The sequence below is a fragment of the Bradyrhizobium sp. Crot121 genome, assembly GCF_059512385.1.
Window position 1 is genome coordinate 40,018 of record NZ_JCAMOR010000008.1, and the last position, 13,445, is coordinate 53,462.

The window sequence follows — 13,445 nt, forward strand, 5'->3', positions numbered from 1 at the left end:
CCGGTTCGCGTGAAGAAAACGCGTCAAACGCAGAGCGTCGGGAATGACCGGATCGGTCGGCAACAATCAGGAGAACAAGGTCCGACCAGGCCAGCGCCGCATGGCGCAGTGGTCGCGCGACTATGCGCGGCTGCCCGGCATCCCCGATGAATATATCGGCCCGGATGGCACCCCGCGCCCGGTTTGGACCCGTTTCTTCGACGCTTTTGCCACGCTTTCGCCGGCCGAGATCGAGCGCCGCTTCGCCGCCGCCGACCGGCATTTGCGCGACGCCGGCGTCACCTATCGCGCACCCGGCGAAACGTCCGACCGACTGTGGCCGCTCAGCCACCTGCCGCTGATCATCGATGATGCCGACTGGCAGCAGCTCGTCTCCGGCATCACGCAGCGCGCGCAACTGCTCGAGATGATCCTGCGCGATATCTATGGCGATGGTCGCCTTGTCACCGATGGCGCGATCCCCGCCGCCGCGATTGCGGGCAGCAGCGAATATCTGCGCGCCGTCAGCGGCATCAAGCCGGCGGGCGGGCGCTACCTCCATCTTTATGCCGCCGATGTCGGTCGCGGCCCTGACGGCCGCTGGTGGGTGCTCGGCGACCGTACGCAGGCGCCGTCGGGCGCGGGTTACGCGCTGGAAAACCGCCTGGTGCTCTCCCGCGCTTTCTCCGGCCTTTACAAGTCGATGAATGTCGAGCGCGTCGCGCCGTTCTTCGAAGCGTTTCGCGATGGCCTGCGCGCCAGCGCCGACCGCGACGAGCCGCGCATCGGCCTGTTGACGCCGGGCTCGTTCAACGAGACCTATTTCGAGCATGCGACCCTGGCGCGCTATCTCGGTTTCCTGCTGGTCGAAGGCGACGATCTCGCCGTCAGCGGCGACCGCGTCCATATCCGCACCGTGGCGGGGCTGAAGCGGCTCGACGTGCTGTTGCGGCGGGTCGATTCCAACTGGCTCGATCCGCTCGAGCTCAACGCCTCCTCGCATCTCGGCGTGCCCGGCCTGATCGAGGTGCTGCGCAAAGGCGGCGTGGTCATCGCCAACATGCCCGGTTCGGGCGTGCTTGAAGCACGGGCGCTGCTCGGTTTCCTGCCGAGCCTCTGCCGCCGCCTGCTCGGCGAAGAACTGGAAATGCCGCATATCGCGACCTGGTGGTGCGGCCAGAAGGCGGCGCGCGAACAGGTGCTGTCGCGGCTCGATGATTTCGCGATCGAAAGCGCCTATGGCCGGGGTGTGCCGGGTTTTGCCAGCCATGGCCCCGTGCTCGCGGGCGAACTGTCGCCGAGCGAACGCGAGCGGCTGCGGAATGCGATCGTCGAACGCGGCATCGACTATGTCGGCCAGGAACTGGTGCGGCTGTCGACCACGCCGGTGTGGGAGAACGGCCAGCTCACGCCGCGCCCCTTTGTGCTGCGCGTCTTCGCTGCGGCCACGCCGCACGGCTGGACGATCCTGCCCGGCGGCTTCTGCCGGATCGCCGAACAGCCTGACGCCCGCGCGGTGTCGATGGGCGACGGCGCGCGCGCCGCGGATGTCTGGGTGGTGTCGGAAAAAGCGGTTTCGACCGCGAGCCTGTTGCCCGCGAGCGATACCGTGCGCATCCGCCGCATCGCCGGCGTGTTGCCAAGCCGCGCCGCCGACAATCTGTTCTGGCTCGGCCGCTATCTCGAACGCGCCGAAGCGACGCTGCGCTTGATTCGCGCGCTCGGCTCGCCGATGCGCGATCCCGCGAGGTCGAATCCGAGCAGCACGTCCAACCTGCATTCGGTCGAGCGCATCCAGCGCATGCTGGTGGCCTGGGGCGCGAGCTCGCAGACGGCGCGCGCGAACTTGGCCAAGGTCGCCTCCGAGGCCTTGCAGAGCGAGGAGCGCTTTGGTTCGGCATTGTCGCTGGTCCGCTCGGCGCAGCGCACCGCCACCTCGCTGCGCGAGCGTCTGTCGCCGGACGCCTGGCAGGTCATCACCGAGATGGTGGACCGGCTCGGCGAGGAGGTCGAGGATGACGATGGCGTCATCAGCGCGGCCGAGTTGACGCTGCAGGAACTGGCGAGCTTTGCGGGACTTGCGCAGGAGAACATGAACCGCGCCGCCGGCTGGCGCTTCCTCGACATGGGCCGCCGTGCCGAGCGCGCCATCAACACCACCCGTTTCGCGCGGCAGTTCGCCTATGACGAGGCTGGTGACGAAGACCTCGACATCCTGCTGACGCTCGTCGATTGTCAGATCACCTATCGCTCGCGCTATTTGGTGACGCCGCTCCTCGCGCCGGTGCGCGATCTCGCGGTGCTCGACCCCTATAACCCGCGCTCGGTCGCGTTCCAGGTCGAAAGCCTCAACGAACATATCGCGGCGCTGCCGAGCCTAAAGGAATACGGCATGATCGAGCGTCCGCAGCGGCTTGCGGTCGCGCTGCAGGCGATGCTGGCGACGGCGGAAGCAGAGACACTCGATGTCAAGACGCTGTTCTCGCTGGAGCAGGACCTGCTCAATCTCGCCGATGCCATCGGGCTGCATTATTTCCCGCACGGGCCCAATGCGAGCCGGCCGGAGAAGCTGACGGGCCTCGCGTGATCTACGATATCAGGCACGTCACGACCTACTCCTACGAAAGCCCGGTGAGCGTCGCGCGATGCTCGCTGCGGCTCGAGCCGCAAAGCGGCAGCGGGCAGCAACTGATTTCCCACAGCGTCGAGATCAGGCCGCGGCCCGCGGAGCGTACGGCGCGGCGCGACTTCTTCGGCACCTTGACCGAAAGCATCCTGATCGAGACCGCGCATCGCAATCTGCGCATCGACTCGCGCTCGCGCGTCTCGGTCTCGCGGCATGCGCCCGGCCGCACCGCGCCGAGCCCGTCCTGGGAGAGCGTGCGCGACATCGCGTTCGAGGCGACGAGTCTCGGACCATCCTCGCCGGTCGGCTATGTCTTTGCGAGCGCGCTGGTGCCGGTGCTCGCCCCGCTCACGGCCTACGCGTCCGCAAGCTTTCCAAGCGGAGGCGGCATCGTTGCGGGTGCCGCCGACCTGATGCGCCGCATCCGCAGCGACTTCAGATATGATTCCAAGGCCACCGTGATCTCGACGCCGCTGACGGAAGTGTTCGAGAAACGCCACGGCGTCTGCCAGGACTTTGCCCATGTGATGATCGCAGGGCTCCGCGGCCTCGGCCTGCCGGCGGCCTATGTCAGCGGCTATTTGCGCACCATCCCGCCGCCGGGACAGCCGCGCTTGCAAGGGGCTGACGCGACCCATGCCTGGGTCTCGGTGTGGTGCGGCGCCGAGCTCGGCTGGATCGGCTTTGATCCGACCAACGATCTCCTGGTCGAGAACGATCACATCATCCTCGCGGTGGGCCGCGATTTCTCCGATGTTTCGCCGGTCGACGGCATCATCGTCGGCTCGCGCAAGCAGAAGCTGAACGTCTCCGTCGACGTGTTGCTGGTGGAGTGACGCCGTCACGCGCATCGCATCCTGCCGTAGCCCGGGTGAAGCGTCAGCGTAACCCGGGTTCTTTCTTCGATGTCGATACAGTTGTCCCGGCTTGCGCTGCGCTCCATCCGGGCTACGGATTAAAGCCGATGGCTCAACGAAATGCGGCGGCGGACGGCGGCAGTGCGCCGGCGCGCTTGCCGCGAAGTGTCTCGGACGGGTACTCGCCGAACAGGTTTCTGTAATATTGGGCGAACCGTCCGAGCTCGATGAAGCCCTGCTGCATCGCGACTTCGCCGACGGTGACCTCTCCGGGCGCGCTTTCCCGTAGCATGGAATGGATGGCGCAAAGGCGCTTGTGGCGCAGGAATGTCACGGGGCCGATGCCGAACACGTCGTGAAAGGCACGGTGAAGTCCGCGCCGCGACAGCCTGAATTCGGCGCAGATCTCGGAGATATGCACCGGCCTCGGGCCCACTCTATCGAGATAGTCCTCGACGCGGCGAACGAGATTCATCGCCGACGGCAGATAGCCGCTGTCATCAGGCGGCAGCGAATTGACGATCGTACCCGTCATGCAGTCGACGATGGCGCGCTTCCAGAATTCGGCCGCATCATCCGAAAGCACCGCCTCGTGCCGGGCGAGACTTGAAACGATCTGGGGCAGGCGGCGGGCCGCGACCATGCCGATCGCATCGCTCGTGCGATAGTAGCTTTTTTCCAGCCAATGGGCGGGATCGCTGAGCCGCGCGTCGCCGCCGAACACGGAGCCGAGATGAGCGAGATCGAGCCGGACCGCTGCATAAGTGGATGCGCCGTGGAAGATCCCATCATGCTCGACCAGCGGCGGGATCACCAGGACGTCGGACGGACGCATGTCGAACGACCAGTGCGTGACACGGTCTTCGGCATCAAGCAGCATTCCAACGATCAGCCGGTCATCGGTCGAGATGCGCTGCGTGCGCAGGCCGAGATTGAACGAGCCGATGCTCAGCGAGAAATCCCCGATGCCGACATGAGACAGGGTCCCGCGCATCCTGCCACGTCCGATCTGCATGACGTCGACATGGCTGCCCTTGACGCCCTGATGCATGCCCTCGAAGCCATCGAGGTTGGAGATGTTCACCGAAAGATGTTGCGCCATCTTCGCTTCCCCCACGCACGCTGGGGCAGTGCCGGTCCCGGCAACAAGCCGGAGGACGGTGAAGTTCCTGCCACACCAGGACACCGATTGTCCTGCCGATTCGGGTTTCGCGATGGCGGTTGTGCGGCGGTAATTTTTCTCTCGATTTTCGCGAACGCGTTTTACCAACCGCAGGAGATCGGCCGGGTTCGCGTGGGCGGCTGTAAGCAAGCTTGCCGAAAATTGGCACAGTCTGCACATCACAGGCCTGCGGAGTTGGTCTATCCTTTGGTCCACAACCAGAGGACGCACGTGATGAGGTCGTGTCGGACCGCGTCGCAGGCCACGGGTGCGGCTGCGCTTACGGCAGCCCTCGCACACGACAAGAAGAGGGCTCACCTGTTGTTGCCGCTGGGCTGGCGGCGCTTGAACCGGAAGGGGCGCGACACCGCGCAAAGCTGGCGCCATGTTTCGGGCAGAGATCGAGTGCAGCAACTATCAGCCGGATGATATCAGGACCGAGGACATGGTCTGGATTCCCGGCGGCACGTTCCGGATGGGATCGGACCATCACTACCCCGAGGAAGCGCCATCGCATCGCGTGACGGTCGACGGTTTCTGGATCGACCGGACACCCGTCACCAATTGGCAGTTTCGCGAGTTCGTGCTCGCCACCGGCTACATCACTGCGGCGGAGATTCCGCCCGGTCCCGCCAACGATCCTGATGCACCGCCGGACATGCGCCAGGCAGGTTCGCTCGTCTTCACGGCGCCGCGGCGGGTGCGCGATCTGCGCGACACCAGCCAGTGGTGGACGTTCATGCCCGGGGCTAACTGGCGCCATCCATACGGCCCCAAGACCCACATCTACGTGCTCGGCAGTCATCCGGTCGTGCACATCACTTACGCCGACGCATTGGCTTACGCGAAATGGGTCGGAAAGGAATTGCCGACGGAAGCGGAGTGGGAATTTGCCGCGCGCGGCGGGCTCGAGGATGAGGAATACGCCTGGGGCAACGCCCTGATGCCCGGCGGCGTCCACATGGCCAATACCTGGCAAGGCAATTTCCCGGTGCAGAATCTCTGCGAGGACGGCTATGACCGTACTTCGCCGGTGACGGCGTTCCCGCCGAACGGCTATGGCGTCCACGACATGATCGGCAACGTCTGGGAGTGGACAACCGATTGGTGGTCGGCACACCATGAGGCCGACGCGCAGCACGGCGTCCCGCATAATCCCGTCGGTGGCCGCAAGGAGGCCAGCTACGATCCGGCGCGCGCGCGGGCCCGCATCCCACGCAAGGTGCTCAAGGGCGGTTCGCATCTTTCCGCGCCGAATTACAGCCGCCGCTATCGTCCCGCTGCGCGGCACGCGGAGGCGGTTGATGCCTCCACGAGCCATGTCGGCTTCCGGTGTGTGTTGCGGTCACCCGTTTCCCCGTCTCGCCATCATTCGTGATGCGCGGTCATCCTGTAGGTTGCACTCCGCTGAGCGCGCGACCGAGCTAGGAAAGCGTCGTTGAATCGGTTCCGTTGATCGGAACAAGTCTGTGCTTCCAGCAGTTGGCCACTTGGCAGCAGGGGAGGCGTGGTGTCGAATACTGCAAATGCGAGGCCGGGGGGCGAACCAGCGGCCGTCATGTTGTTCCCGCAGCCGGCGCTGCAACTGGTCTATGACACGGCGCCGATCGGGCTTGCATGCCTGTCTCCAGACTGCCGGTATCTGCAGATCAATCAACGTCTTACCGAGATATGCGGATTGTCCGTCGAATATCATCTCGGACGCTCCGTCAGGGATTGCGTGCCTGCGCTGGCCGACTCGGTCGAGCAGATCGTGCAGTCGATCATGGAGACCGGCGAACCGGTGATCGGCGTCGAGGTCGCCGGTCAACGGGCCGATCAGGTCGATGAGCGTTTCTGGGTGACGTATTGGCACCCGTTGCGTGCGCCGAGCGGCCAGATCGTCGCCATCAACGTCGCGGCGGAGGAGATCACCGAGCGCAAGCGCAGCGAACAGGCGCTTCGGCAGGCCCGCGACGCGGCCGAGGCCGCGCTGCAAGATCTGCGAGAGGCCCAGGCTTCGCTGGTTGAAGCCGAGAAGCTTGCTGCGCTTGGCCGGATGGTCGCGGGCGTTGCCCATGAGGTCAACAATCCCGTCGGCATCAGCCTGACGGTTGCTTCGTCGCTTCAGCGCAGGACCGAGCGCTTTGCGGCCGAAGCCGCGTGCGGCGGGCTCCGCCGGTCGACGTTGACCGAGTTCGTCGACGCGATCAACGATGCATCGAACCAGCTTGTCACGAACCTCAATCGCGCGGCCGAACTGGTGAGCGCGTTCAAGCAGGTCGCAGCCGACGACGATCAATCCGAACGACGCGAGTTCGATGTTGGTGAATTGACAGGACGGATCCTGTCGAACCTGCGTCCCGAGTTTCAGGAGCGCGGCATCACATTGAATGCATGGTGCGAGCCAAATCTTCGGATCAACAGCTATCCCGGTCCTTACGGGCAGGTCCTGACGAATCTGGCGTTCAATGTCATCGCGCACGCGTTTCCGGACGGCCGCCGTGGTGCTGTCGATCTGACCGTGCGCGCCGCGGGGGCCGATCACGTCGAGGTGGTGTTCGCCGACAACGGCTCAGGGATGAGCGCCGAGACCAGGCGCCGCGCGTTCGATCCCTTCTTCACGACCCGCCGCCACGAAGGCGCGACCGGCCTTGGCCTGCACATCGTCCACAACATCGTGACCGAGCGCCTGGGAGGACGGATCAGGCTGGATAGCAAGGTGGGCAGCGGCACACGCGTTCAACTGCTGTTGCCGAGGATCGCGGGCGAGCAAAGCGCGCATTAGCGAGCGGAGGGATCACGCGCTCTTCCGCACACCTTCGACCGGATCGGCGCGCAAATTACGGAAGAATTTCTCGACCTCGCGCGACAGCGTCTCCGCCGTCGCGGTCAAATCACCGGAGGCGGCAAGCACGGATTCGGCCGCAACGGATGTCTTTCCCATCGCTTCGCTGAGCGAGCCGATATTGACCACCAGCGTATCATTGCCTTGCGCGGCCGCCTGCGCATTGATCGAGATCTCGCGCGTCGCGGCATCCTGCTCGCCGACGGCGCTTGCGATATTCGATGTCACGGCGTTGATCTCGCGGACGGCATTGCCGATCTCGCGCACCGCCTCGACCGAATTGCGCGTCGAGGCCTGGATCGTGCCGATATTCTCGCCGATGTCGACGGTGGCTTTCGCCGTCTGTTCCGCCAGCGCCTTGACCTCATGGGCGACGACGGCAAAGCCGCGGCCGGCGTCACCGGCGCGGGCGGCCTCGATGGTGGCGTTGAGCGCGAGCAGGTTGGTCTGCTCGGCGATCGCCCGGATCAGCGTGAGCACGCCGTCGATGCGCTGGGTCGCGGCGGCAAGTCCTTCGATCTCGGCGACAGACTTGTCGGTGCGCTGGCCGGCCTCTTCGACCGCGCCGGCGGACTGGCGGACCTGGCGGCCGATCTCCTGCACCGAGGCCGAGAGTTCTTCGGCGGCGCTGGCGACGGCGGAGACATTGCCCGCGGCCCGCGTGGTGGCGCCGGCCGCTGTCACTGCGCGATCGCTGGCATCCGATGCGACGCTGGCAATGGCCTGCGCGGTATCGCGCATCGAGGCCGCATTGTCGTTGACCGCACGCAGCACGGCGCCGATCGCCTCGCGGAACGCGTCCACCGAGGCTTCGATGTGCCTGGAGCGGTCATCGCGTGCCCTCGATTCCTGCAGCACCTGCGAATTGAGGTTGCGGTTGCGCTGCATCGCCTCCCGGAAGATCTCGATCGCGCGCGCCAGCGCCCCGATCTCGTCGCCACGCCCTGTGTGGGGAACGGCGACGTTCTCCTCGCCTGCCGCGACCTGCCTGATCGTCGTGGTGATCGCGGACAGCGGGCGGGCGATCGAGCGCGCGATGATCAGCACGCCGAACACCACCAGGACCAGCGCCAGGCCGCCGAGGCCGGTCAGCACGAGCGCCATGGTGCGATTGGCGTCGGTCTCCTGCGCCAGCTTCCTGCTGCGCTCGGCATAGACCTTCGACAGCGCCTCCAGATCCTTGTTCAGCGCCGTACGCACGTCGCGGTTGGCGTCGTTGTCGCCCCATTCGCGGCCCGCGGCGGCGCCGATCTCGACGCCGCGGCGCACGAGCTCCTTGCGGAAGTCGACGAACTGCTCGATGCGCTTCTTGAATTTGGCGAACTGCTCGGCATCGTCGGCCTGGACGATCTGCTCCCAGCTCTTGACCACGGCGAGGATGCGCTCGTTGAACTTGAGCAGCCCATCGCCGTATTTCTTCACCGCGGCCGGATCCGTCGACATGTAGATGCCGCGGGATTCCATCACCACCGCATAGACGAGCGAATTGACCCGCTCGACATTCAGCGCCGCGCGGCTTGCCGTCTCCACGGCCTCCGTGAGCTCTGCGTTCCGGCGGCTGTTGTGGTCGGACAGGAAGGTGATGGCCGCGGTCAGCACCGCGAACAGTGCAAAGATCGCATACAGCTTGGCAGCAAGGGAAAGCCGGGACGCCATGGCGCGGACAGGGATGGGGCGGGGGGAGGTCGTGATTTCAGCCATTCGGGGCACTCCAGATGGGCCGGGGAGCACCAACGGCCGGTAAAATCATCCAGAATTTTGGTGGACAATTTCTTAATGCGCGAAGTTCCCCCCATTGCAACCGGTGGCGAGGTAGCCCAGGTGGGACCGGATAGCCGGTCGGCACCGGTTCTTGCATGGTGATAGACTGTTGATCCAATGAAGCGCGGCCAGCGCGCGGGAATCCCTCATGGTCTATCGCCACGTCATCGGTGCCACCTCTTACGTATTCGGCGATCTGCGCGACCTGCTCGCCAAGGCCACGCCGCCGCGCTCCGGCGACCGCCTTGCCGGGATCGCGGCCGGAAGTGCGCAGGAGACGATCGCGGCGCGGGTCGCGCTCGCCGACGTGCCGCTGAAGCAGTTCCTGAACGAGGCGGTCATCCCCTACGAGGACGACGAGGTCACCCGGCTGATCCTCGACACCCATGATGCCGCAGCCTTTGCCGTCATCTCGTCACTGACCGTCGGCGGCTTTCGCGACTGGCTGTTGTCGGATGCCGCGAGCACCGATGCGCTGCAGAGGCTGTCCCGCGGCATCACGCCGGAAATGGCGGCCGCAGTGTCGAAACTGATGCGCAACCAGGACCTGATCCTGGCTGCGAAGAAATGCGAGGTGACGACCCGCTTCCGCAACACCATCGGGTTGCGCGGCCAGATGAGCACGCGGCTGCAGCCCAACCATCCCTTTGACGACGTCAAGGGCATCACCGCCTCGATCCTCGACGGGCTCCTGCTCGGATCAGGCGACGCCTGCATCGGCATCAATCCGGCAAGCGACGATCCCAATATCATCGGCGGCCTGCTCAGGCTGCTTGACGACATCATCACGCGCCTTTCGGTCCCGACCCAGGGCTGCGTGCTGACCCATGTGACGACGACGCTCGGGCTGATCGGGCGGGGCCTGCCGGTCGATCTGGTGTTCCAGTCGATCGCCGGGACGGAAGCCGCCAACCGCAGCTTCGGCGTCGATCTTGCGCTGCTCGGCGAAGCGCGCGAGGCGGGACTGTCGCTCCGCCGCGGCACGGTCGGTGACAACGTCATGTATTTCGAGACCGGGCAGGGCTCGGCGCTGTCGGCGGGCGCCCATCACGGCGTCGACCAGCAGACCTGCGAGGCTAGAGCCTATGCGGTCGCCCGTGCTTTCGATCCTTTGCTCGTGAACAGCGTGGTCGGCTTTATCGGCCCGGAATATCTCTATGACGGCAAGGAAATCATTCGCGCGGGCCTCGAGGATCATTTCTGCGGCAAGCTGCTCGGCCTGCCGCTCGGCGTCGACGTCTGCTACACCAACCACGCCGAGGCCGACCAGGACGACATGGACAATCTCCTGACGCTGCTGGCCGCGGCCGGTGTCACTTTCATCATGGGGGTGCCCGGCGCCGACGATGTTATGCTGAACTACCAGTCGACGTCGTTCCACGACGCGCTCTATGTCCGGAACGTCTTCGGTCTCAAGCGGGCGCCCGAATTCGACGACTGGCTGCTCCGCGCCGGGCTCGCGGGAAACGACTTCCAGCTTACCGATCGTGCAGGGCTGCTGCCCGAATTTGCCTCGCGCCTGATCGCCTGAAACTCGGCGTTCCCTCTCGCAGTGCTCTTTGGCAACGAACCGTTCCCTGCGCGTGTGCGCTGCCACAATCTTGAAGAATTTCTGGCCCAGCGTTCGATGCCGTGCTTACATTTGGTTTAGGCTCGTCTTAAGGAAGTTTTGATGAGAGCTGAGGGCATCGAGACGGCGCGACGCATCCTCTGCGTCTTCCCGCGCTACACATCGGCGTTCGGTACGTTCGAATACGCCTATCCCTTGACCGACGGCGTCAAGGCTTTCATGCCGCCGCAGGGGCTGTTGCTGATCGCCGCCTATCTGCCGGAAAACTGGCAGGTCCGCTTCATCGACGAGAACATCCGTCCCGCCAGCAAGGCAGATTTCGAGTGGGCGGAGGCGGTGTTCGTCAGCGGCATGCACATCCAGCGCCACCACATGAACGACATCTGCCGTCGGGCGCATACCTTCAATCTTGCCGTCGCCCTTGGCGGCCCCTCAGTCAGCGCCTGCCCGGACTACTATCCGTCGTTCGACTATCTCCACGTCGGCGAGCTCGGCGACGCCACCAATGAATTGATCGCGCGGCTGGCGCGCGATCCGTCGCGCCCACCTGAGCAGGTGGTTCTGAAGACCATGGACCGTGTGCCGATGACGGAGTTCCCGATCCCGGCCTACGAGCTTGCGGAGACACGACGCTATTTCCTCGGCAGCATCCAGTTCTCCAGCGGCTGCCCCTATCAGTGCGAGTTCTGCGATATCCCCGGCCTCTACGGCCGCAACCCGCGCCTGAAGACGCCGCAGCAGATCATCGCCGAGCTCGAGCGGTTGCGCGAATGCGGCATGACCGACACGGTTTATTTCGTCGATGACAATTTTATCGGCAACCGCAAGGCAACACTGGACTTGTTGCCGCATCTGATCGAGTGGCAGAAGAAGACCGGTTATGTCGTGCGGCTCGCCTGCGAGGCGACGCTGAACATCGCCAAGCGCCCCGAGATCCTCGAGAAGATGCGCGAAGCCTACTTCGTCACCATCTTCTGCGGTATCGAGACGCCCGATCCCGACGCGCTGAAGGCGATGCACAAGGACCACAACATGATGGTCCCGATCCTCGAAGGCGTTCAGACCATCAATTCCTACGGCATGGAGGTCGTCTCCGGCATCATCATGGGCCTGGACACCGACAAGGCCGAGACCGCGGACGCGCTGCTTGCTTTCGTCGATGAATCCCGGATTCCGCTATTGACGATCAACCTGCTGCAGGCGCTGCCGAAGACGCCGCTCTGGGATCGGCTCGAACGCGAGGGACGGCTGGTCGAGGACGACAGCCGCGACTCCAACGTCGAGTTCCTTTTGCCCTATGATGAGGTCATCAGCTCCTGGAAGCGGTGCATGGAGGTGGCCTACGAGCCCGAAAAGCTGTTCGCGCGCTACGAGCACCAATGCGACTACACCTACGCCCACCGCGTGAAGGTGCCTATCAGCCCGGAAAGGAAGAGCTGGGCCAATATCAAGCGCGGGCTGATCATGCTGCGCAACATCTTCTGGCAGGTCGGCGTGCTCGGCGACTACAGGCGGACGTTCTGGAAGTTCGCGCTCGGGCGGCTTCGCCGCGGCGACATCGAAGGGTTGATCGCATCTTCGATGATCGCGCATCACCTGATCACGTTCGCGCGTGCGGCCTCGAGGGGCCAGCAGAACGCGTCGAACTATTCGATCCGGCTGCGCGAAGCTTCCGTGCCCGCCGAGTAGCCCGAAATGAAGCCACCGGCGCCGCCGCCCCTTTCGCTGACGCGCCTGCGGGAATTGACGCCGGCGCGCGTCGGGCTCGGCCGTTCCGGCTCCAGCCTGCCGACCGAGGCGCTGCTGAGCTTTACGCTCGACCATGCCCGTGCGCGCGATGCCGTTCATGCGGCTTTCGATCTCAATGGCCTCATTGCGGGATTGAACGAGCTCGGCCTGCAGCTGCTCCAGGTGTCGAGCCAGGCGCGCGATCGCCGCGACTATCTCCGGCGTCCCGATCTTGGACGCATGCTCGATCCCGAATCGCGGCGCGCCTTGGAGAGCCACGGCAGCACGTCCAGCCAACTCGCTCTTGTGATCGGCGATGGCCTGTCGCCGACCGCGGTCAATGTCCATGCGGTCGAGCTGGTACGCCATCTATTGCCGAAGCTTGCGGCTGGCCGGATTGATATCGGCGGGACCGTGATCGCGTCGGGCGCGCGGGTTGCGCTGGGCGACGAAATCGGCGCGCTTCTCAACGCGCGCATGGTCTTGGTGCTGATTGGCGAGCGGCCCGGCCTGTCCGCGCCCGACAGCCTCGGCGCTTACCTGACCTTCGCGCCGCGGATCGGCCGCACCGATGCGGAACGCAACTGCATCTCCAACATCCACCGCGCGGGCCTCACCTACGCGGAAGCGGCATACCGAATCGCGTGGCTGGTCCGCGAGGGACTGAGCCGCGAAGTCACCGGCGTTGCCTTGAAGGACGAGAGCGGAGGCATTCCGCCGCAGCTCGGCGCGTCCTGAGCTGACGATCGGGGAGGCGGGACCGGCCTTCCGAAAAGATCACGTTCGAACAAAGAGATGAGAGCGGGACTGCTTCAGTCCGATCCGTTCGTGCGCTGTGACAAATCAGATACTTAATGGCGATTTTTGTACCGCACACGCTGATTTGACCTCTCCCTTGTGCTTGCGAGGCGCCGGAGGGGCCTGTAAAACCGGCG

At 65.0% G+C, this 13,445-nt stretch carries 9 protein-coding genes; 7 read left to right on the forward strand and 2 right to left on the reverse strand.

The genetic code is table 11. The features are described 5' to 3' along the window. Positions 1-43: 43 nt before the first annotated feature. Both AC5ZGW_RS10285 and AC5ZGW_RS10290 read left to right on the forward strand, forming a co-directional pair. Positions 44-2,566 carry a circularly permuted type 2 ATP-grasp protein gene (locus AC5ZGW_RS10285; protein WP_130224340.1) on the forward strand — a complete coding sequence of 841 codons (2,523 nt, stop codon included), beginning with the start codon at positions 44-46 and terminating at the stop codon, positions 2,564-2,566. Then, complete coding sequence (locus AC5ZGW_RS10290) at positions 2,563-3,441, forward strand: transglutaminase family protein (RefSeq protein ID WP_130224338.1); 879 nt, start codon at positions 2,563-2,565, stop codon at positions 3,439-3,441. The genes AC5ZGW_RS10285 and AC5ZGW_RS10290 overlap by 4 nt, the downstream gene beginning before the upstream one ends. A gap of 133 nt (positions 3,442-3,574) precedes the next feature. On the opposite strand, the gene AC5ZGW_RS10295 is transcribed toward AC5ZGW_RS10290, so the two are convergent. Beyond that, positions 3,575-4,564, reverse strand: coding sequence for a helix-turn-helix domain-containing protein (locus tag AC5ZGW_RS10295; RefSeq protein ID WP_035691666.1), 990 nt, complete (start codon positions 4,562-4,564; stop codon positions 3,575-3,577). A gap of 445 nt (positions 4,565-5,009) precedes the next feature. Between AC5ZGW_RS10295 and AC5ZGW_RS10300 the strand changes: the two genes are divergently transcribed. After that, positions 5,010-6,002: a formylglycine-generating enzyme family protein gene (locus AC5ZGW_RS10300; protein ID WP_130224336.1), complete on the forward strand. Its 993-nt coding sequence runs from the start codon at positions 5,010-5,012 to the stop codon at positions 6,000-6,002. 132 nt (positions 6,003-6,134) lie between these two features. After that, complete coding sequence (locus AC5ZGW_RS10305; protein WP_245474578.1) at positions 6,135-7,391, forward strand: sensor histidine kinase; 1,257 nt, start codon at positions 6,135-6,137, stop codon at positions 7,389-7,391. A gap of 12 nt (positions 7,392-7,403) precedes the next feature. Here the strand turns inward: AC5ZGW_RS10305 and AC5ZGW_RS10310 are convergent, their stop codons facing one another. After that, positions 7,404-9,152, reverse strand: coding sequence for a methyl-accepting chemotaxis protein (locus AC5ZGW_RS10310; RefSeq protein ID WP_245474577.1), 1,749 nt, complete (start codon positions 9,150-9,152; stop codon positions 7,404-7,406). A gap of 208 nt (positions 9,153-9,360) precedes the next feature. Between AC5ZGW_RS10310 and AC5ZGW_RS10315 the strand changes: the two genes are divergently transcribed. The 3 genes from AC5ZGW_RS10315 to eutC all read left to right on the forward strand — a co-directional run bounded on the left by AC5ZGW_RS10315 (position 9,361) and on the right by eutC (position 13,248). Continuing rightward, entirely contained in the window at positions 9,361-10,743 is a 1,383-nt protein-coding gene (locus AC5ZGW_RS10315) for an ethanolamine ammonia-lyase subunit EutB (RefSeq protein WP_130224334.1), read from the forward strand. Between the two features lie 141 nt (positions 10,744-10,884). Further along, the gene (locus AC5ZGW_RS10320) at positions 10,885-12,471 is read left to right on the forward strand and encodes a B12-binding domain-containing radical SAM protein (protein WP_130224332.1); all 1,587 of its coding nucleotides are present in this window, start codon (positions 10,885-10,887) and stop codon (positions 12,469-12,471) included. Positions 12,472-12,477: 6 nt separating this feature from the next. Beyond that, the gene (gene eutC / locus AC5ZGW_RS10325; RefSeq protein ID WP_130224330.1) at positions 12,478-13,248 is read left to right on the forward strand and encodes an ethanolamine ammonia-lyase subunit EutC; all 771 of its coding nucleotides are present in this window, start codon (positions 12,478-12,480) and stop codon (positions 13,246-13,248) included. Positions 13,249-13,445: the final 197 nt, after the last annotated feature.